This is a genomic window from Streptomyces virginiae (assembly GCF_040638905.1).
GTDB lineage: Bacteria > Actinomycetota > Actinomycetes > Streptomycetales > Streptomycetaceae > Streptomyces > Streptomyces virginiae_B.
The window spans coordinates 68,819-87,003 of sequence record NZ_JBEZYV010000011.1; the positions used below are offsets into that span (position 1 = coordinate 68,819).

Genomic DNA, 18,185 nt, shown 5'->3' on the forward strand with positions numbered 1-18,185 from the left:
GGGCCCGCGGCGGCCGGGGTCAGCCGAAGCTCGGCATCTCACCGACCGTCGTCGACATGTCGATCACCGCGAAGGCGGCGCCCTGCGGGTCCGTGACCGCCGCGAACCGGCCGAACGGGCTGTCCATCGGGCCGAAGTGCAGCTTCCCGCCGTGCTTCTGCGTCTTCGCCACCGCCTCGTCGCAGTCGGGGACCCCGAAGTAGACCTGGATGTACGGCGGCACCTCCGGCGGGAAGTCGTCGTCCATCTTCATCCGGCCCAGCACCGGGCGCCCCGGGACGCCGACACTGAAGACCTTGAAGTCCATGTCGGCCATCTCCGGGTCGTCACCCGGGTCCATCTGCTCGGCGGCGTACGGGAAGACCTTCGTCAGGAAGGCGTCCGGCTTGGCCGGCTCCCGGGTGAAGACCTCCGCCCAGGCGTAGGAACCCGCCTCGCCCATCTTCTCGAAGCCCTTGTGCTCGCCCGGCTGCCAGACGCCGAAGACGGCGCCGCTCGGCTCCTTCCCGATGAGCATCGTGCCGAAGGCGCCGACCTGCATCGGGCCCATGAGGACCTCGCCGCCGTTGGCGGTCACCTTCCCGGCGGTGGCCGCCGCGTCGGGCGAGGCGAAGTACAGACACCACTGCGAGGGGGCGTCGACCCCGGGCATCGGCGGTACGACGGCAGCGACGGCCTTGCCGTCGGAGTAGGCCTGCGTGTAGTTGCCGTACTCGCTGCTGGACTCGCCGAAGGTCCAGCCCAGCACGTCGCCGTAGAAGGTCTTGGCACCCTCCACGTCGCTGAACATCGCGTCCACCCAGCACGGCGCGCCTTCGGGGAACTCTTGCATGATCGATCGACTCCTCGGCTCGTTCGCGGCTGTCGTCGTACTCACGCTAGGCGCGCGGTGTGCCGACCGCGCGGGGAGCGCGCCCGCGCGGGACGCTGGAGCCATGGACAAGGACATCACCATCCGGCTGGCGCAGCAGCCCGAGGCCGACGCGCTGCTCGGCCGGAGCCCGCTCGCCGCGCTCGTCGGAATGCTGCTGGACCAGCAGGTGCCGATGGAATGGGCGTTCTCGGGGCCCTGGACGATCGCCCAGCGACTGGGCTCCGACGACCTGGACGCGCACGCCATCGCCGCGTACGACCCGGAGGCCTTCGCCGCCCTGCTCTCCGAGAAGCCCGCCGTGCACCGGTACCCGGGCTCGATGGCGACGCGGATCCAGCAGCTGTGCGCGTACCTGGTGGAGCACTACGACGGGAGCGCCGAAGCCGTGTGGGCCGACGCCCAGACGGGGCGGGAGCTGCTGGGGCGCCTCAAGGCGCTGCCGGGCTTCGGGGAGCAGAAGGCGCAGATCTTCCTCGCTCTGCTGGGCAAGCGGTTCGGGATGCGGCCGACGGGCTGGCGGGAGGCCGCGGGCGGTTACGGCCAGGCGAACGTCTACCGTTCGGCGGCCGACATCACCGGGCCCGAGTCCCTGGCCAAGGTGCGGGCGCACAAGCAGGAGATGAAGGCCGCCGCGAAGGCCGCGAAGGCCGCCGGCGGCGCCTGAGCAGGTCGCCGAGCAGGTCGCCGAGCAGGTCCCCCGGGTCGGTTCCTTACCGAGGCGCTTCCTTCCCGAGCCGGTTCCTTCACCAGCCGGTTCGCGACCCCGAATTGACCGGCTGCACATGGTCCCGATTGACCCCTGATTCCGGTCGATCAGGGCCGTAGATTGGGGACATGACAGAGATCGCGACCCGCGCCGCCACCGCCGAAGCCATCCAGGACGCCCCCGGCAGCCTCATCACCCTGCTGACCGACACCGCCGAACTGACCTGCAACACCGCCATCTTCGAGGAGGGCGCGGCGGGCGCGCCGGTGCACTTCCACACCAAGGCCACCGAGTTCTTCCACGTCACCGCCGGACGCCTCGACGTCCTGGTCGGCGACGAGATCCAGACGCTCGACGCCGGCGACTTCATCGCGGTCCCGCCGGGCGTCAAGCACGCCTTCGCCCCCGCCGCCGGCCACACGGCGAGCGTCTTCGTCGGCTTCACCCCCGGCATGGGCCGCTTCGACTACTACCGCCTCCTCGGCCGGGTCAACGCGGGCGAGGCCACCGTGCAGGACATCAAGGACAGCTCGGCGACCTACGACAACCACTACGCCGAGAGCCCCGCCTGGAGCGGCCGCCGCCGCAGTGCGGAGCCGTAGACCACGTCCGCGTCGAGGCGGCGCAGTTCCTCCGCGATCAGTTCGGCGCCGCTGCGGATCTTCAGGGCCACCCTGCGGTCGGGACTTCCCGGCAGGATCAGGGTGGCCAGCGCGCCCGCGGGCCGGTCCACCCGGATCTCCCCGCCCGTGGTGCGCAGCACCACCCCGGTGATGACCGGGCCGTCCGTCGCGACCCGGTCCACCGGGACCCCGAGCCGGTCCTCCAGCCAGCGCGCCAGCAGCTCGGCGCTCGCGTTGTCCGGCTCGCTCTCCACCGCCGCGCCGGTCACCGGCAGCGGCTTCTGGTCCAGGGCGGCGGCCAGCAGGGCCCGCCACGGCGTCAGCCGGGTCCAGGCCAGGTCGGTGTCGCCGGGCTGGTAACCGCGGGCCCGTTCGTCGAGGACGCCCACCGGGTCGGCGGCGGCGGCCGCGTCCGTGATCCGGCGCTGCGCGAGTGCGCCCAGCGGGTCCCGGGCCAGGTCGGTGGGGGCGGCGCCCGGCCACCACGCCACCACCGGCGCGTCGGGCACCAGCAGCGGCAGCACGACCGAGCCGGCCTGCTCGGTCAGCGCCCCGTGCAGGCGCAGCAGTACGAGTTCGCCGGTCCCGGCGTCCGACCCGACCCGCAGCTCGGCGTCCACCCGGCTCGCGCGGAGCTTGTGCGGGCCGCGCGAAGCCCGCTTGATGACCGCGATGATGCGGCACGGGTGCTCGCGCGAGGCCTCGGAGGCCGCGCGTACGGCGTCGTAGGCGTTCTCCTCGTCGGTGACGACGACGAGCGTCAGCACCAGCCCCATCGTGGGGCTGCCTACCGCCCGGCGTGCTGCGAGCAGGGCCCGGTTGATTTTGCTGGACGTGGTGTCGGTGAGTTCGGTCCGCATGCCCCGAGTCTGTCACCGCGTCATCTGCGCCTGCGCCCGTCCCGAAGACGGAGCGCGAGATCTCCCGGCCCAGCTGCGTGCCCGGCTGATCCGGTCCAAGGGCGTCGGCGTCTTCTTCGTGACCCAGGCCCCCAAGGACATGCCGGCCGTGCTCGGCCAGCTCGGCAACACACCGGCCGAAGGCGGTGACGGTCGACCGGACCGGGATGCCGGGACCGATCCCGCCCAGCGAGTAGAACTCGCCCGGGAATCCGGCGGGCTCCCAATTCTGGGCCACCCGGGCCCGCTCGTCGATGCGTTCGCCGGGTGTGCCGGGGGCCGTGATGCCCGAGACGTCGCCCTTGACGTCGGCGAGGAAGACGGGGACGCCGTGCGCCGACAGCTGCTCGGCGACGAGCTGGAGCGTCTTGGTCTTGCCGGTGCCGGTGGCGCCCGCGACCAGCCCGTGCCGGTTGAGCATCGCCAGCGGGATGCGGATCTGACGGTCGGGCAGGCACGCGCCGTCCCAGAGGAGGGCCCCCAGGTCGAGCGCGGGTCCGGTGAAGGCGTAGCCGGCGGCGATCTGCCCGGCCGGGTCCGTCCGGTCGGCCGCAGCGGCTGCGGCGTCGGTGCTCTCGCTCATGGATCACTCCCCATATGGCAATGTTCACCACTTTTGCACCACCCTTGCGAGGCTGCGCCCGCAGGCACGGGCCCGGTAGGCTTTCCGTGTGATCTTCAAGCGCATCGGAAGCGGGCGGCCGTACCCCGACCACGGCAGGGAAACCACCCGGCAGTGGGCGGACGTCGCGCCGCGCCCGGTCCGGCTCGACCAGCTCGTGACGACCAAGGGCCAGCTGGACCTCGAAACGCTGCTCGCCGAGGACTCGACGTTCTACGGCGACCTCTTCGCCCACGTCGTGAAGTGGCAGGGCGACCTCTACCTGGAGGACGGCCTGCACCGCGCCGTCCGCGCGGCCCTGCAGCAGCGCCAGGTGCTGCACGCCCGCGTCCTCGAGATGGACTGACGCTTCGCGTAGATTGCGCCTTTCGGGTCACCATTGACCTATCAGCAGATCATTTAGTAGGCATCGCCACCGGGTCGCATTACGCTGCGCCCATGAGCATGCTCACTCCCCCCGGCATGGGCGGAAAGTACCGCGTCACGGGGACCGCCTACCCCCGCATGAGCCGTAAGCGGAGTCGACGTCGGATCGTCCTCGCCGCGCTCGGCTCGGTCCTCGCGCTTGCCCTGGTCGGCTATGGGGCACTGCAGCTCATCGACGTGTTCCAGGGCGACAGCCCGAAGCGGAACACGGCTGCCGGCGCCAAGGACTGCCCGACGAAATCACCCGGGTCCGCTGCCAAGGGCGGCGCCCCCGCCGCCGCCACGGCGTCCGCCCCCGCCGAACCGGCGGTCGTACTCCCCCCGCCCGGCGAGATCACGGTCAACGTCTACAACGCGACCGCGCGCGCCGGCCTGGCCAAGGCCGTCGGTGACGAACTCGCCAAGCGCGGCTTCGTCATCGGCAGCGTCGGCAACGCCCCGGCAGACTTCGACAAGAAGGTCCCCGGAACCGGGATACTGCTGGGCTCCCCGACGACCGACAAGGCCGTCTTCGCCGTACTCGGCACCCAGCTCGCCGGCACCACCCAGCAGACCGACACCCGTGAGACCGCGGACGTCGACCTGATCCTGGGCGACGCCTTCAAGGAGCTCAGCGCGAAGGAGGACGCGGACAAGGCGCTGGCCCTGCTGGCCAACCCCGTGCCCGCGCCCGCCAAGAACTGCTGAGCCGCCCGCGGACGCCCGGCCCGGCGGAGGCCACTCCGCCGGGCCGTACATCCGGCCGGGCCGGCCGGGGGCTACTCCGCGGAGCCGTACATCCGGTCGCCGGCGTCGCCCAGGCCCGGCACGATGTAACCGTGCTCGTTGAGCCGCTCGTCCACCGCGGCCGTCACGACCGTCACCGGCGTGCCCGCGAGGTCGCGCTCCATGATCTCGACGCCCTCCGGCGCGGCCAGCAGCACCACGGCCGTGACGTCGTCGGCGCCGCGCTTGATCAGCTCCTGGATCGCCGCGACGAGCGTGCCGCCGGTGGCGAGCATCGGGTCCACGACGTAGACCTGCCGCCCGGAGAGGTCCTCCGGCATACGGGTCGCGTACGTGGAGGCCTCCAGGGTCTCCTCGTTGCGGACCATGCCCATGAAGCCCACCTCGGCGGTCGGCAGCAGCCGCACCATGCCGTCCAGCATGCCCAGGCCCGCCCGCAGGATCGGGACGATCAGCGGCCGGGGGGCCGAGAGCTTCACGCCCGTGGTCGGGGCGACCGGGGTCTCGATGTCGGCCTGCTCGGTGCGCACGTCACGGGTGGCCTCGTACGCGAGCAGGGTCACCAGCTCGTCCGCGAGCCGCCGGAACGTGGCGGAGTCGGTGCGCTTGTCGCGCAGGGTGGTGAGTTTGTGCGCCACCAAGGGGTGATCGACGACCTGCAAACGCACAACATCCTCCAAAACTCAGCCTGCGACCTGCAAAAACGGTCGCCCGACGCGACCTGCACCCAAAAGGCTACGCGCTGACGCGGCCCCTTCGCGTCCGAAGCGGCGGCCACGACCGCGGCCGGCCTGCGGATGCGACCCGCGCGCAGGCCCAGCAGGCTGGACTGATGAGCCACGCACCGGTGATCGCAGCCGTCGACGGGTCCGAGCACAGCCTCAAGGCCCTCCAGTGGGCACGGGGCGCCGCCCTGCGGCACGGCACCGGGCTGCTCATCGCCCATGTGCTTCCCGATCACGCCCAGTTGTACGCTGGCCGCCGGGCGGCGCTGCACGACGCCTCCGCGCCGGCCGAGTACCCCGACGCCGTGCAGGAGTGGGTCCGCGGCGTGCTGGGCGGGGGCGCCGCGCTGCCCGACGGAGTCCGCTACGAGTCCCTGGAGGGCTCCGTCCCCGAGGCGCTGCGGGTGATCGGAGCAGGGGCCCTGATGCTCGTGATGGGTTCGCGGGGCCGCGGCGGCTTCACCGCCCTGCTGCTCGGATCGAACAGCAGGGCGGTGGCCTCGACCGCCCCGTGCCCCGTGGTGGTGGTCCCGCACGCCGACCGCGACGCCGCGGCGGCCGGCTCCGAGGAGTCCGAAGGACGCGTGGTGCTCGGCCTGCACGCCGCCGAGACGCCCGACGACGTGCTCTCCTTCGCCTTCGCGGAGGCGGCCGTGCGGGGGACCACCGTCCAGGTGGTCTCCGCGTACGCCGTCCCGCCCGCCCCCTCCCTGGTGATCGACAGGCCCTTCGAGGTGATCCCGCCCGAGGGCCTCGCCGATGAGGGGGACGGCGTACCGGCCGAACGGGAGATGCTCCGCTCCCAGACCCAGCGCCTGACGCCGCTGCGCACGCGCTACCCGGACGTCCCCGTGGAGCAGGCCGCGGTCCCCGGCGACCCCGCCGGCCGGCTGGTCGACGCCTCCCGGTCGGCGGCCCTGGTGGTGGTGGGCCGCCACCACCCGCGGCGCACCGCCATGTCGCTGCAGATCGGCTCGGTGGCGCACGCCGTACTGCACCACGCGCACGGCCCGGTCGCGATCGTCCCAACCCTCAAGGACGACGTCTGACCTGCACGGGGGTGGCATCAAACGCCCTGTCCGGGGGAAGGTGGGTGCAGGGGGAAACGACCGACCAGCCCAGGGTGGTGGCCGATGCCCGACACGCAGCCGAGCGACGACGCTCCGGAGACGGCGGCGCAGCGCCGAGCACGCCGCGCGCAGTTCCTGCGTGACCTGATGGAGGCCCGCGCCCTGCGCGATCGCGTACAGCCCCGCCGTGCCCGGGCGGCCCGTATGCGCCAGCAGATGCGCATGCGCACCTTCCGCTGGTGAACCGGGCGTGCTCCGGCGCGACACGAGCGGCCCGTCGGGCAACCGGCGCGACCCCCGCCGACCCCGGAACGCCCCGGCGCCACAACCCCGCACCGGCCCGGTGGGGCACGGCGCGGCACGACGCAAGCGCGGAAGACCTCTCGCAACGCCGCTGTTTCTGCCACGATGCCGATTGGGCGGGGCAGGGCGGCGAGCAGCACGGCCGTTCCGTCCCAACCTCCGGCCGGGGGGACCTCCAACCGGCACGCCTAAGACCAGTGGGAGAGTCACGGTGTACTTCGCCGCACTGCTCGCGCGCACCGAAGACGGGTGGGAAGCGAGCGACATGGAACTCGACGACGTCGAGTCCCTCAGTGATCTGATCGATCTCGCCCGGTCCGCCGCTGTCGACGACGACACGGTGGTCGCCCTCATCGAGCAGGAGGACGCCTGGTTCGGCGTCGTCCGCGTGGACGGCGAGGAGGACCCGCGGTATTTCGTGTCAAACGCCGCCGCGGCCGCCCGCAGCTCCTACGGCTCGATGCTGACCAAAGAGCTGCTGGGCAGCGACGAGGAGGACGACGAACTCGACGAGCTGGACCTGGACGGCACCGAGGACGGCGAGGAGGACGCCATCGCCGCGTTCACGGACGAGGACTCCGACGAGGACGGGGAGCGCGGGGCCGGCTCCGAGCCGGTACCGGCCGGCCCGCTCGGCGATCCCCGGCTGCTGGACGACCTCGGGGTGACCAACAAGCAACTGATGACCCTCGACGGGGACGCCCTCTCGGAGATCGCCGACTCCCTCGGCGCCACCGAGGTCCTGGAGGCCGTCCGCTAGTGCTCACCGCGAACACCGCCGATCCCGTCGACCCCGTACGGGACCCGTGGCGGGACTCCATGCGCCTGGCGCTCCAGGAGGCCGCCCGGGCGGTGCCGGCCGGCGACGTGCCGGTCGGCGCCGTCGTGCTGGGCCCGGACGGGGAGCTCCTCGCCACCGGGCACAACGAGCGCGAGGCGAGCGGCGACCCCACGGCGCACGCCGAGCTCCTGGCGCTGCGCAGGGCAGCCGCCAGGCTCGGGCAGTGGCGGCTTCCGGGGTGCACCCTCGTGGTCACCCTGGAGCCGTGCGTGATGTGCGCCGGCGCGCTCGTGCAGTCGCGCGTCGCCCGGGTCGTCTACGGCGCGGACGACGAAAAGGCGGGCGCCGCCGGGTCGCTGTGGGACCTGGTACGGGACCGCAGGCTCAACCACCGGCCGGAGGTGGTGCGCGGTGTGCTCGGCGACGAGTGCGCACAGCAGCTGACGGACTTCTTCCGCGATCTGTGAACGGGCTCGCGGTGGGGCCCGCGGTGGGCTCGCTGTGGGGCCCGCGCATACCGATTTCAGCGGATGGGGTTCCTTAGGCTAGGATCCATCTCGGTAGTGTGTCCGAGTGGCCGAAGGAGCTCGCCTCGAAAGCGAGTATGGGGCAACCCATCGGGGGTTCAAATCCCTCCACTACCGCTCCGATCGAGAGCCCCGCCCCGCAAGGGACGGGGCTCTCGGCGTGTTCGGGGGTGGTTCCCGGCTCCCGTCGGGCGTTCCGTCCGATGTCCCGTGCGGCGTCCCTCCGATCGGCTCTCCGGAGGACAGCGGCGTGACCGCCCGCCCCGTCGGCCGTTGTCACGGCATGACCAAGACCCAGCGCATCCTCGCCGCCTTCGCCCTCGCGGGGGCCGCCGCGGGCCTCGCCGCACCCGCCGCCTCCGCGGACACGGCCCCGATCTCCCCGCTCACCCTCCCGGACGTCCCGATCCCCGCGCCCGGGATGCCCGCGGGGGCCCAGCCCGCCTCCGTCCAGGAGGTCGTCGGGAAGGTCGGCGACGGCGCGAACGGCCTCAACGCGCTGATGGACCTGCCCAACCAGCTGGCGCCCGTGATCGCCCCCGTACAGCCCCTCACCGACCTGGCCGGCGCCGTGCAGTGACCGCGGCCGCGCACCGGCACGCGAAGAAGGCCCCGACCGGGGCCGGGACCTTCGACGCGTAGGACGGGGGGGGAAGTGGCATCGGGGGGACAAGCCACTTCCCCCGACGAGGACGGGCCTGCCGGTCCGGGCCGCAGTCAGGGGGAAGCTCACGGCCCGGACCCCGCAGTGGGCCCTGTCCCTCACCCGCCGGTTTCCTGCCAGAACCGGTGGGCTCACATCAATTCTGTGCCCGCCGCAACCGCCGGCCGCCCGGCAAAGGGCCCGGACCACCGGGTCATTGGTCCTCAAAGGACAGGTGAGTGCCCAAACCTGACCGGTTAGACTCACCCGACTTGCAAGGACCGGTTGGGGAGGCCGCCCGCACGTGGACACCAAGAAGCTCATCACGGGTGCCCTCACCGTCTTCGCCCTCTTCGTGATCATTACCCAGCCGAAGCGAGCCGCCGAAATCGTGGAAATAGGGTTCCAGGGGATATCGGATGCCGCCTCCGGCATCGGCGAGTTCATAACCGAACTGGTGCGCTGACCCGTACGCCGAAGCGGTTCCGGACTTCCGGCCCCCCACTCGACGGGTGGGGGGCTTTTGCGTACCCACCGCCGGGCATAATGCCCTGATATGCCCAACTTGCCCTCAACACGGAGATATACGGTGCTTGCACACAGTGCACACTCTTGTGATGCTATGACCGCTTTTGACGGATGAGTTGACTGAAGGGGTGGCGTGACCGTGCCGGCCAGTACTGCGCCTCAAGTGCCACCCCAACAGGACCCCCAGGTACCGCCCCAGCAGGAAGTCCGTACGGGAACCCTCCGGGCGCAGCCGCCCGAGGAGCCCCCGTCGCCCCTCCCGGCCACCCCGACAGCTCCGGCGGCCCCGAGACCGGCGAGCCGGGGTGCGGACACACGGGCCCTCACCCAGGTCCTGTTCGGGCAGCTGAAGGGCCTCCAGCCGGGCACCAGCGAGCACGCGCGGGTCCGCGGGGCCCTGATCGAGGCGAACCTCCCGCTGGTCCGGTACGCGGCCGCCCGCTTCCGCAGCCGCAACGAGCCGATGGAGGACGTGGTCCAGGTCGGCACCATCGGCCTGATCAACGCCATCGACCGCTTCGACCCGGACCGCGGCGTGCAGTTCCCGACCTTCGCCATGCCGACGGTCGTGGGCGAGATCAAGCGCTACTTCCGCGACAACGTCCGCACCGTCCACGTCCCGCGCCGCCTCCACGAGCTGTGGGTGCAGGTCAACGCCGCCACCGAGGACCTCACCACCCTCCACGGCCGCACCCCGACCACCGCCGAGATCGCCGGGCGGCTGCGCATCACCGAGGACGAGGTGCTGTCCTGCATCGAGGCCGGGCGCAGCTATCACGCGACCTCGCTGGAGGCCGCCCAGGAGGGCGACGGCATGCCCGGGCTCCTGGACCGCCTCGGCTACGAGGACCCTGAGCTGGCCGGGGTCGAACACCGCGACCTCGTCCGCCACCTCCTCGTACAACTGCCCGAGCGCGAACAGCGGATCCTGCTCCTGCGGTACTACAACAACCTGACGCAGTCGCAGATCAGTGCCGAACTGGGGGTGTCACAGATGCACGTCTCCCGGCTGCTGGCGCGCAGCTTCGCCCGACTGAGATCCGCAAACAGGATCGAGGCGTAACCGGAACGGGTGTAGATCAATCACGTGTTTCCCGACAGAACGGGCTGATCACGTTCTGCCCCCTTCTGTCGTCGGAGCTATATGTCGACTTGGCGCTACAGCGTGTTGCCGACATGTGACATTCTGCGTGAACCGCGTTTGCCGCGGCCCCGCCTGGCGGTATTCAGGTGGAAGCTGCGTTCCTCTGACGGGCGCGCCGTACGCGACCGTCCGCGACCTCAAGGGGGTGGCATGTCCGTAGACCAGGGCAGCTCCAAGGTGCTCACGCTCGTAAAGCCCGTGACGCCGCCGGCAGTGTCCGAACGCTCGGAAGCCATCGACACCCGCACCCTCTCCCGCTCGCTCTTCCAGCGACTCGCCACCCTGGACGCGGACAGCCCGGATCGGGCGTACGTACGCGACACCCTGATCGAGCTGAACCTGCCCCTCGTGCGGTACGCCGCCGCCCGCTTCCGCAGCCGCAACGAGCCGATGGAGGACATCGTCCAGGTCGGCACGATCGGGCTGATCAAGGCGATCGACCGGTTCGACTGCGAACGCGGCGTGGAGTTCCCGACGTTCGCCATGCCGACCGTCGTGGGCGAGATCAAACGATTCTTTAGGGACACCTCCTGGTCCGTGCGCGTCCCGCGCCGGCTCCAGGAGCTGCGCCTGGCGCTGACCAAGGCCAGCGACGAGCTCGCCCAGAAACTGGACCGCTCGCCGACCGTCCCGGAACTCGCCGCCGTGCTCGGGGTCTCGGAGGAGGACGTCGTCGACGGCCTCGCCGTCGGGAACGCCTACACGGCCTCCTCGCTCGACTCGCCCTCCCCGGAGGACGAGGGCGGCGAGGGCTCGCTCGCGGACCGGCTCGGCTACGAGGACACCGCGCTCGAAGGCGTCGAGTACCGCGAGTCGCTCAAGCCGCTGCTGGCCAAACTCCCGCCCCGGGAACGGCAGATCATCATGCTGCGCTTCTTCGCGAACATGACGCAGTCGCAGATCGGCGAGGAGGTCGGCATCTCCCAGATGCACGTCTCCCGGCTACTGACGCGCACGCTCGCGCAGCTGCGCGTGGGCCTGATCGGGGACTGACGCGGGGGCCGGATCGCCCGGTGGGGCGATCCGGTGCCGGAGGTGTCCCGTCCGGCCGTTCCCCGGCCGGACGTTCCCGACCGGGTGCTTCCGGCCGAACGCTCGCCGACCGACCGCTTGGCGACCGACCGCTTGGCGACCGACCGCTTGGCGACCGACCGCTTGGCGACCGACCGCTTCCCAATTGACGGTGCGTCAGGAACACTGGCGCGATGCGAAAGGGATCGCGAGCGGCCACCGCCCTGCTCGCCCTGTGCTGCACGGCCGTCGCCGGCCTCACCGCCTGCGGCGGACCGCCGCGCGAGGGCTTCTCCGCCGTGGGCGCCGCCGCCCCGGGCCCCGAGCGGGGCGCGGGGGAGAACGTCGCACCGCAGGGCGGGGTGGAGTTCCAGCAGCTCGGCGGTCCGTCCGCGGCGGGCGGTTCCACCGGGTCGTCCGATACGTCGGCCGGCTTCCCGGGATCGGGGACCGCGGGCGGCTCCACCCCGGACGGAGCCACGGCCACCGCACCCGGCGGCTCCGGAAGCACCCCGGACGCTCCGGGCCGTACCACCACACCACCCGGGGCTCCCGGCACGCCGGCGAACCCCACCGGCCCCGCGAGCCCCACAAATCCACCGAGCCCCACCGGCTCTCCCGGCAAGCCCGCTACGACACCCCCGGCGCCGCCCCCGACCGCCCCGGCGCAGCTGACGCTGTCCGCGCCGGCCCGGTCCGCCGCGTCCGACCGCTGGTGCGAGCGGGTCACCGTGACCTTCACCAATAGCGGCGGCACCGCTGCCCGTTCGGGCACGGTCAGCTTCGCGACGCACGTCATCGGCGCCCTCGGCATCGACTGGGCCACGATCACCACGACCCAGCCGCTGCCCGCGCCCATCGCGGGCGGAGCGTCGAAGACGCAGACCTACACGGTGTGCCTGGAGGCCTGGCGGGTACCGCTGGGCATGCACGTGGACACCCGGAAGGTCACCGCGACCTGGAACTGATCGCAGTGGGCCCGCGGCCGCCCGCGGCCCGCGGCCGGCTGCCGGCTCGCCGTGTCCGCCGAGGCGCTCGGCCTCAGTGCAGGACCACCCAGGCGGCCGCGCCGATCACCAGCACGAGCGCGAGGACGAGCCCCACCTTCGCGGCCGGGCCGGACGACTTGGACGCCTCCTGCTCGGCACGGCGCTGCTGGCGCGACCCCGGGCCCGCCTGCCGAGCCGGTGCGGCCTCCTCGACGAAGGCCCGGAACATCTGGGTGCTGCCCGCCGGGTCGTAGTTGCCCTCGGGGACCTGTGAGTTGTGGTTCTCAGCCATGGAGCAGGACCCTAGCCGGTTTTCCGATTCTTTTACCGCCCACCCCCGGGATTCATTTGCCTGTAGCAACCACCGGCTTCTATGGTTGCCTCAAGCAACGAGATGGGGTCGCCCAGTGCCGGCACAGACGACGCGGACCACTCCGCACGAGGAACTGGCCGACCGGCTGACCGGCATCGGCGCGGTCAAGCGCGAGCTGACCCGCAACCTGCCCGCCGACTGCCCGCCCGGCGCCGCCGCCGTGCTCACCGTGCTCGACCGGCACGGTGAGATGCGGCTGAGCCGGCTGGCCGACCTCATGGGCGTCGACATCTCGGTCACCAGTCGGCACGTCAGCCACATCGCCGACCGCGGCTGGATCGAGCGCGAGCCGGACCCGGGTGACGGACGCTGCCGCATCCTGCGGCTCACCCCGGCCGGACGGGCGCTGCTCGCCGAGATCGGCGCCCGGTACACGGCCGCCCTGGAGAGAGCCCTCCACGACTGGTCCGCCCAGGACATCGACGTACTCAACACCCTGCTGGCCCGACTCCGATCGAGCTTCTAGCGGAAGGAACGACATGGCCGAGTCGGAGACGACGACCGCTCCCACGTCCACGTCCGTGGACATGACCCATCCCCAGATCATGAAGGCGCTGTCCGGGCTCATGCTCGGCATGTTCGTGGCGATCCTGTCCTCCACGATCGTTTCCAACGCCTTGCCCCAGATCATCAGCGACCTCGGCGGCACGCAGTCCTCGTACACCTGGGTGGTCACCGCCGCCCTGCTGTCCATGACGGCGGCCACCCCGCTGTGGGGCAAGCTGTCCGATCTCTTCAGCAAGAAGCTGCTGGTCCAGATATCCCTGGTGATCTACGTCCTCGGCTCCGTGGTCGCGGGCATGTCCCAGAACACCGGCACCCTCATCGCCTGCCGCGTGGTCCAGGGCATCGGCGTGGGCGGCCTCTCGGCCCTCGCCCAGATCGTCATGGCCGCGATGATCTCGCCCCGCGAGCGCGGCCGGTACAGCGGCTACCTCGGCGCGGTCTTCGCCGTCGCCACCGTCGGCGGCCCGCTGCTGGGCGGCGTCATCACCGACACCGAGTGGCTGGGCTGGCGCTGGTGCTTCTACGTCGGCGTACCCTTCGCGATCATCGCGCTGATCGTCCTGCAGAAGACGCTGCGGCTGCCGGTGGTCCGGCGCGACGTGAAGGTCGACTGGCTGGGCGCGTTCCTGATCAGCGCCGCCGTCTCACTGCTGCTGATCTGGGTCACCCAGGCGGGCGACTCCTACGAGTGGATCTCCTGGCAGACCTGGGCGATGACGGGCGGGTCGGTGGTCCTGGGCCTGCTCTTCGTCCTCGTCGAGTCCCGGGCGAGCGACCCGATCATCCCGCTGCGGCTCTTCCGCAACAAGACCATCACCCTCGCCTCGACGGCCTCGCTCTTCGTGGGCATCGCGATGTTCTCGGGGACCGTCTTTTTCAGCCAGTTCTTCCAGTTGGCCCGTGGCGAGTCCCCCACGATGTCCGGAATCCTGACGATTCCGATGATCGGCGGGCTCTTCGTCTCCTCCACCGTTTCCGGTCAGGTGATCACCAAGACCGGCAAGTGGAAGGCCTGGCTCGTCTCCGGCGGTGTGCTGCTGACGGCCGGAATGAGTCTGCTCGGCACCCTGCGCCACGACACGCCGTACTGGCACATCGCGGTCTACATGGCCGTGACCGGCCTCGGTCTGGGCATGATGATGCAAAACCTGGTCCTCGCCACCCAGAACCAGGTGGCCCCCGAAGATTTGGGCGCCGCCAGCTCGGTCGTCACCTTCTTCCGCTCCCTCGGCGGTGCCATGGGCGTCTCGGCGCTGGGTGCGGTCATGGCCCACCGGGTCACGCACTACGTCCAGGACGGGCTCACCGCCCTCGGCCCGAAGGCCGCAGCCATGGGCCGGGGCGGTGCCGCCGGTGGCGGGATCCCCGACCTCGACAAGCTGCCCGCGCCCATCCGCGAGGTCATCGAGTCGGCGTACGGTCACGGCGTCGGCGACGTCTTCCTGTACGCCGCCCCGTTCGCGCTCCTCGGACTGGTGCTGGTGGTGTTCATCAAGGAGGTCGCCCTGAAGTCGAAGCCAGCGGTGCACAGCCCGGCGGCGGCTTCGCAGGAGGCCACGGCCGCCGAGGTCACTGACGCCGCCGTCAAGGTCTGATCCCGTAGCCGATCCCCGCAGCTGATCGCGACCGAGCGCCGGCCGGACGGCTCCGGCGGCGCTCTGCTGCGCTCAGGGGGTGGCCTTGGCCTCGATGCCCGCGATCAGGACGTCGAGCGCCAGGCAGAAGTCGCTCTCGGGCGTCCGCCGCCCCGCGCCCCCGCAGCCGTGCAGGAATTGCCGGACGGCCAGGTGGGCGCCGGTCCGGGTGGCGCCCACCAGGCCGGGGGCGTCCATCAGCCGCTGGAGGGCGGCGTCGAAGGCTCGGGCGTGCGGGCCGATGTTCGGGTAGGCGGAGCTCAGCGGAGCCACCCAGGGATGGTCCGCCAGCACCCGCCGGTAGGCCCGGGCCAGGCCCTCCAGCCCGTCCTGCCAGCCGGTTTCCGCCGGCCCGCCGGACCCGGCCGGCAGGGCCAGTTCGCCCAGGGCCCTGTCCAGGGCGTTCGAGCAGATCGTGCTTGGTGTCCACGTACCAGTACAGGGACATCGCGGTGACCCCGAGCCCGGCGGCCAGCCGCCGCATCGAGAAGCGGGCGAGCCCGTCGGTGTCGAGCAGCCGCACGGTGGCGGCAGTGATGCGCTCCCGGTCGAGCCCTGAGGGTGCCTCGGTGCGACGTCTGCCGGATGTGGTGGACCTGGTCACCAGCCACACGCTGCTCCGTGTCTCGCCCGGATCGGCCGCGGTCACCATGCCGGCACCCTCCTCGCGACAGATGGACCAGCCCGAAATGCCCGGTCCGCCCTTTCGATGCTAGGGGGTGTCCCGCCGGTCGGGCCGGATCGGGGAGCGGTGTGCGGTGCCGTGCATCGCAAGGCGGACGAAGGAGCCGACGCGGAGCGTCGCCGACCGAGGACAACGCGGCGAGGCGCGACGCCGCACACCGCGAGCCCGGCCGGGTCGGCGGGACACGCCCTCAGGGGTGTCCCGCCGATCGGGCCGGATGACGGGGGATCAGGACGTCGGGACCGTCAGGTCGTAGAAGGTGGCTCCGCCGACCGTGGACTCCTTGAACGCGGCCTTGACCCAGTTCTCTATCTGCGAGCTGGTACTGCCGCCCGGGCCTCCGGGACCGCCGCCGCCGCGGCGTCCGCCGTCCTCGCCGGTGCCGGTGCCGGTGGCGCCCTGGCCGATGAACCAGTGGATCTTTCCGTCCCGGACGTACTCCTTGAACTGTTCCAGGGACGGGGAGGGGTCGCTGCCGTTGAAGCCGCCGATGGGCATGACGGGTACGCCGGAGGCCAGCTGGTAACTGGCCGCGTTCTGCGAGCCGATGGCCGCCGCCGCCCAGGTGTAGGCGTCGGCGTGGGCGGTGAGGGCCGCCTTCGCCTCGGCACTGACCCGGGCGCCGTTGAGCAGACCGCCGGCGCCGCCGCCGGGGCCGCCGCCGGCGCCGATGGCCGTGGTGCCGCCGGGGAAGCCGCCCGCGCGCTCGGCTCCGCGGCCGTCCGCACCGGGCATGCCGCCCTGGCCCTGGCCCGGCGGTACGGCGCCCTGCGGCAGCGCGCCGCCCGGTCCACCACCCGGACCACCCTGGCGCAGTTCACCGAAGCCGCCCGGGCCGCCCGGGCCGCCCATCATCGCGCCGGGCCCGCCCCGGCCTCCCGCCATCGCCGGCCCGGCGGTCACGATGGACCCGGTGTGCCCGGTGCTCACGGTGGTCATGCAGTACGCGAGCGGCCCTGCCAGGGCCGCCGCCACCCCGAGCCCCGCCGTGACCCGCAGCACCCGCCGCCCGGCCCGCCCCGCGAACGGCAGCGCGACCGCGGCGAGCAGCCCGCCCACCAGCACTGCCCAGCGCAGCCACGGCAGGTAGCCGGTGGCGCGGCCGAGCAGGACGTACGACCAGACCGCCGTCAGGGCGAGCGTGCCGGACAGGGTGACAGCGGCCGCCGCGCTGCCCCGCTCCTCCCACAGCACGGCGACGCCCATGCCGATCAGCGCGGCCACGAAGGGTGCCAGCGCCACGGTGTAGTACTCGTGGAAGATGCCCTGCATGTAGCTGAAGACCACCGCAGTGATCAGTAGCGAGCCGCCCCAGGCCAGGAAGGCCGCCCGCGCCATGCCGTCCACGGAGTCGGTGGCCCGGCGGGCCCGCCAGGTGATCACCAGCCCTGCCGCGAGCAGTACCAGGGCCGCGGGCAGCAGCCAGGAGATCTGTCCGCCGATGTTGCCGGAGAACAGCCGGTCGATCCCGCTCTCCCCCCAGCGTCCGCCGCCGCCTCCGCCGCCGGGGCCACCCGCAGCGCCGCCGCCGACGCTGCCGGTCTCGTTGCCGTTGATCCGGCCGAGGCCGTTGTACCCGAGGGTCAGCTCCAGGAAGGAGTTGTTCTGCGAGCCGCCGATATACGGGCGGGAGGAGGCGGGCCACAGTTCGACGACCGCGACCCACCAGCCGCCCGCCACCACCATCGCGCTCCCTGCGAGCAGCAGCTGCCCGAACCGGCGGCGCAGCCCGGTGGGCGCGCAGACGGCGTACAGCACGGCGAGCGGCGGCAGGATCACGAAGGCCTGCAGCGTCTTGGTCAGGAAGGCGAAGCCGACCGCGACGCCGGCCCAGAGCAGCCAGTGGGCCTGCGCCCCTTCAAGGGCCCGCAGCAGGCAGTACACGGTGACGGTCAGCAGCAGGGTCAGCAACGCGTCGGGGTTGTTGAAGCGGAACATCAGGGCGGCGACGGGCGTCAGCGCGAAGGCGGCGCCGCTCAGCAGCGCGGCTCCCGGACCGAACTGGCGGCGTACGGAGGCGTACAGCACACCGGTCGTCGCCACCCCCATCAGTGCCTGCGGGACGAGGATCTGCCAGGAGCCCAGCCCGAAGAGCCGGACCGACAGCATCATCGGCCACAGGGCGGCCGGGGGCTTGTCGACGGTGATGGAGTTGCCCGCGTCGGAGGAGCCGAAGAAGAAGGCCTTCCAGCTCTCGCTGCCGGCCTGAACGGCGGCCGAGTAGAAGGAGTTGGCGTAGCCGGAGGCCCCCAGGTCCCACAGGAGGAGGGCTGCGGTGGCGATCAGCAGCCCGGCGAGTGCGGGCCGTTCCCAGCGGGGCCGGGCGGTACGGGCGCCGGCCACGGCGGCCGGGAAGATCGGGAGCGCTGCCGTGGTCATCGGCCCTCCT

Annotated in this window: 21 protein-coding genes, 1 tRNA gene and 3 pseudogenes; 17 read left to right on the forward strand and 8 right to left on the reverse strand. The window is 72.0% G+C overall.

The genetic code is table 11. From position 1 onward, the window contains the following. Positions 1 to 19 precede the first annotated feature (19 nt). A complete protein-coding gene (locus AB0F82_RS17740) occupies positions 20 to 832 on the reverse strand; it encodes a VOC family protein (protein ID WP_362628469.1) in 813 nt (270 codons plus the stop codon). Positions 833 to 935: 103 nt separating this feature from the next. Here AB0F82_RS17740 and AB0F82_RS17745 point away from each other — a divergent pair, with 103 nt between their 5' ends. Continuing rightward, the gene (locus tag AB0F82_RS17745) at positions 936 to 1,538 is read left to right on the forward strand and encodes an HhH-GPD-type base excision DNA repair protein (protein ID WP_362628471.1); all 603 of its coding nucleotides are present in this window, start codon (positions 936 to 938) and stop codon (positions 1,536 to 1,538) included. A gap of 170 nt (positions 1,539 to 1,708) precedes the next feature. Further along, positions 1,709 to 2,182: a cupin domain-containing protein gene (locus tag AB0F82_RS17750; protein ID WP_362628473.1), complete on the forward strand. Its 474-nt coding sequence runs from the start codon at positions 1,709 to 1,711 to the stop codon at positions 2,180 to 2,182. Here the strand turns inward: AB0F82_RS17750 and opcA are convergent. Beyond that, positions 2,131 to 3,063 (reverse strand): glucose-6-phosphate dehydrogenase assembly protein OpcA, encoded by a 933-nt coding sequence (gene opcA / locus AB0F82_RS17755; RefSeq protein ID WP_362628476.1) that lies wholly within the window; start codon positions 3,061 to 3,063, stop codon positions 2,131 to 2,133. The genes AB0F82_RS17750 and opcA overlap by 52 nt on opposite strands. A gap of 82 nt (positions 3,064 to 3,145) precedes the next feature. On the opposite strand from opcA, the pseudogene AB0F82_RS38700 reads away from it, so the two are divergent. Next, positions 3,146 to 3,232, forward strand: a pseudogene (locus AB0F82_RS38700) (helicase HerA-like domain-containing protein); the annotation flags it as partial. A 6-nt stretch (positions 3,233 to 3,238) separates the two neighbouring features. Here AB0F82_RS38700 and AB0F82_RS17765 read toward each other — a convergent pair. Beyond that, positions 3,239 to 3,685: pseudogene (locus AB0F82_RS17765) on the reverse strand (helicase HerA-like domain-containing protein); the annotation flags it as partial. A gap of 88 nt (positions 3,686 to 3,773) precedes the next feature. Here AB0F82_RS17765 and AB0F82_RS17770 point away from each other — a divergent pair. Both AB0F82_RS17770 and AB0F82_RS17775 read left to right on the forward strand, forming a co-directional pair. Then, positions 3,774 to 4,070, forward strand: coding sequence for a type II toxin-antitoxin system VapB family antitoxin (locus AB0F82_RS17770; protein ID WP_008740979.1), 297 nt, complete (start codon positions 3,774 to 3,776; stop codon positions 4,068 to 4,070). A gap of 92 nt (positions 4,071 to 4,162) precedes the next feature. Then, complete coding sequence (locus AB0F82_RS17775; RefSeq protein ID WP_362628832.1) at positions 4,163 to 4,837, forward strand: LytR C-terminal domain-containing protein; 675 nt, start codon at positions 4,163 to 4,165, stop codon at positions 4,835 to 4,837. A gap of 71 nt (positions 4,838 to 4,908) precedes the next feature. Here AB0F82_RS17775 and upp read toward each other — a convergent pair whose 3' ends face one another. Further along, positions 4,909 to 5,544, reverse strand: coding sequence for a uracil phosphoribosyltransferase (gene upp / locus AB0F82_RS17780; RefSeq protein WP_356811039.1), 636 nt, complete (start codon positions 5,542 to 5,544; stop codon positions 4,909 to 4,911). Between the two features lie 164 nt (positions 5,545 to 5,708). Between upp and AB0F82_RS17785 the strand changes: the two genes are divergently transcribed. From AB0F82_RS17785 to AB0F82_RS17830, 10 genes are all read left to right on the forward strand, one after another. Then, on the forward strand, positions 5,709 to 6,650 hold the full coding sequence (locus AB0F82_RS17785; RefSeq protein WP_362628480.1) for a universal stress protein: 942 nt from the start codon (positions 5,709 to 5,711) through the stop codon (positions 6,648 to 6,650). 84 nt (positions 6,651 to 6,734) lie between these two features. Next, positions 6,735 to 6,914, forward strand: a complete 180-nt coding sequence (locus AB0F82_RS17790; protein WP_030027564.1) for a hypothetical protein — start codon at positions 6,735 to 6,737, stop codon at positions 6,912 to 6,914. Between the two features lie 271 nt (positions 6,915 to 7,185). Beyond that, on the forward strand, positions 7,186 to 7,734 hold the full coding sequence (locus AB0F82_RS17795) for a tRNA adenosine deaminase-associated protein (protein ID WP_356811041.1): 549 nt from the start codon (positions 7,186 to 7,188) through the stop codon (positions 7,732 to 7,734). Positions 7,735 to 7,793: 59 nt separating this feature from the next. Further along, the gene (gene tadA / locus AB0F82_RS17800; protein WP_356811101.1) at positions 7,794 to 8,222 is read left to right on the forward strand and encodes a tRNA adenosine(34) deaminase TadA; all 429 of its coding nucleotides are present in this window, start codon (positions 7,794 to 7,796) and stop codon (positions 8,220 to 8,222) included. A gap of 92 nt (positions 8,223 to 8,314) precedes the next feature. After that, a tRNA-Ser gene (locus AB0F82_RS17805) sits at positions 8,315 to 8,399 on the forward strand. 133 nt (positions 8,400 to 8,532) lie between these two features. Further along, the gene (locus AB0F82_RS17810) at positions 8,533 to 8,862 is read left to right on the forward strand and encodes a hypothetical protein (protein WP_362628483.1); all 330 of its coding nucleotides are present in this window, start codon (positions 8,533 to 8,535) and stop codon (positions 8,860 to 8,862) included. A 367-nt stretch (positions 8,863 to 9,229) separates the two neighbouring features. Continuing rightward, the gene (locus AB0F82_RS17815; protein ID WP_167344740.1) at positions 9,230 to 9,391 is read left to right on the forward strand and encodes a hypothetical protein; all 162 of its coding nucleotides are present in this window, start codon (positions 9,230 to 9,232) and stop codon (positions 9,389 to 9,391) included. A 201-nt stretch (positions 9,392 to 9,592) separates the two neighbouring features. Beyond that, a complete protein-coding gene (locus tag AB0F82_RS17820) occupies positions 9,593 to 10,516 on the forward strand; it encodes an RNA polymerase sigma factor SigF (RefSeq protein WP_436842103.1) in 924 nt (307 codons plus the stop codon). Between the two features lie 231 nt (positions 10,517 to 10,747). Beyond that, complete coding sequence (locus AB0F82_RS17825) at positions 10,748 to 11,590, forward strand: RNA polymerase sigma factor SigF (protein ID WP_356811044.1); 843 nt, start codon at positions 10,748 to 10,750, stop codon at positions 11,588 to 11,590. A 212-nt stretch (positions 11,591 to 11,802) separates the two neighbouring features. Then, positions 11,803 to 12,576: a hypothetical protein gene (locus AB0F82_RS17830; protein ID WP_362628489.1), complete on the forward strand. Its 774-nt coding sequence runs from the start codon at positions 11,803 to 11,805 to the stop codon at positions 12,574 to 12,576. Between the two features lie 73 nt (positions 12,577 to 12,649). Here AB0F82_RS17830 and AB0F82_RS17835 read toward each other — a convergent pair whose 3' ends face one another. Further along, on the reverse strand, positions 12,650 to 12,889 hold the full coding sequence (locus AB0F82_RS17835; protein ID WP_362628492.1) for a hypothetical protein: 240 nt from the start codon (positions 12,887 to 12,889) through the stop codon (positions 12,650 to 12,652). Between the two features lie 115 nt (positions 12,890 to 13,004). Here AB0F82_RS17835 and AB0F82_RS17840 point away from each other — a divergent pair, with 115 nt between their 5' ends. Both AB0F82_RS17840 and AB0F82_RS17845 read left to right on the forward strand, forming a co-directional pair. Beyond that, positions 13,005 to 13,436: a MarR family winged helix-turn-helix transcriptional regulator gene (locus AB0F82_RS17840; RefSeq protein WP_356811047.1), complete on the forward strand. Its 432-nt coding sequence runs from the start codon at positions 13,005 to 13,007 to the stop codon at positions 13,434 to 13,436. Positions 13,437 to 13,449: 13 nt separating this feature from the next. Continuing rightward, a complete protein-coding gene (locus tag AB0F82_RS17845) occupies positions 13,450 to 15,072 on the forward strand; it encodes an MDR family MFS transporter (RefSeq protein WP_362628495.1) in 1,623 nt (540 codons plus the stop codon). 72 nt (positions 15,073 to 15,144) lie between these two features. Here the strand turns inward: AB0F82_RS17845 and AB0F82_RS38705 are convergent, their stop codons facing one another. From AB0F82_RS38705 to AB0F82_RS17855, 3 genes and pseudogenes are all read right to left on the reverse strand, one after another. Beyond that, entirely contained in the window at positions 15,145 to 15,405 is a 261-nt protein-coding gene (locus AB0F82_RS38705; protein WP_436842104.1) for a hypothetical protein, read from the reverse strand. 169 nt (positions 15,406 to 15,574) lie between these two features. After that, positions 15,575 to 15,763, reverse strand: a pseudogene (locus AB0F82_RS38710) (TetR/AcrR family transcriptional regulator); the annotation flags it as partial. Between the two features lie 261 nt (positions 15,764 to 16,024). Beyond that, positions 16,025 to 18,175 carry an ArnT family glycosyltransferase gene (locus AB0F82_RS17855; protein ID WP_362628498.1) on the reverse strand — a complete coding sequence of 717 codons (2,151 nt, stop codon included), beginning with the start codon at positions 18,173 to 18,175 and terminating at the stop codon, positions 16,025 to 16,027. Positions 18,176 to 18,185 lie beyond the last annotated feature (10 nt).

Excerpts from the sequence above, each read along its gene's own strand:
- AB0F82_RS17740 (WP_362628469.1), bottom strand. The coding sequence starts at position 832 with ATGCAAGAGTTCCCCGAAGGCGCGCCGTGCTGGGTGGACGCGATGTTC.
- AB0F82_RS17745 (WP_362628471.1), top strand. The coding sequence starts at position 936 with ATGGACAAGGACATCACCATCCGGCTGGCGCAGCAGCCCGAGGCCGAC.
- AB0F82_RS17750 (WP_362628473.1), top strand. The coding sequence starts at position 1,709 with ATGACAGAGATCGCGACCCGCGCCGCCACCGCCGAAGCCATCCAGGAC.
- opcA (WP_362628476.1), bottom strand. The coding sequence starts at position 3,063 with ATGCGGACCGAACTCACCGACACCACGTCCAGCAAAATCAACCGGGCC.
- AB0F82_RS17775 (WP_362628832.1), top strand. The coding sequence starts at position 4,163 with ATGAGCATGCTCACTCCCCCCGGCATGGGCGGAAAGTACCGCGTCACG.
- AB0F82_RS17785 (WP_362628480.1), top strand. The coding sequence starts at position 5,709 with ATGAGCCACGCACCGGTGATCGCAGCCGTCGACGGGTCCGAGCACAGC.
- AB0F82_RS17790 (WP_030027564.1), top strand. The coding sequence starts at position 6,735 with ATGCCCGACACGCAGCCGAGCGACGACGCTCCGGAGACGGCGGCGCAG.
- tadA (WP_356811101.1), top strand. The coding sequence starts at position 7,794 with ATGCGCCTGGCGCTCCAGGAGGCCGCCCGGGCGGTGCCGGCCGGCGAC.
- AB0F82_RS17825 (WP_356811044.1), top strand. The coding sequence starts at position 10,748 with ATGTCCGTAGACCAGGGCAGCTCCAAGGTGCTCACGCTCGTAAAGCCC.
- AB0F82_RS17830 (WP_362628489.1), top strand. The coding sequence starts at position 11,803 with ATGCGAAAGGGATCGCGAGCGGCCACCGCCCTGCTCGCCCTGTGCTGC.
- AB0F82_RS17835 (WP_362628492.1), bottom strand. The coding sequence starts at position 12,889 with ATGGCTGAGAACCACAACTCACAGGTCCCCGAGGGCAACTACGACCCG.
- AB0F82_RS17845 (WP_362628495.1), top strand. The coding sequence starts at position 13,450 with ATGGCCGAGTCGGAGACGACGACCGCTCCCACGTCCACGTCCGTGGAC.
- AB0F82_RS17855 (WP_362628498.1), bottom strand. The coding sequence starts at position 18,175 with ATGACCACGGCAGCGCTCCCGATCTTCCCGGCCGCCGTGGCCGGCGCC.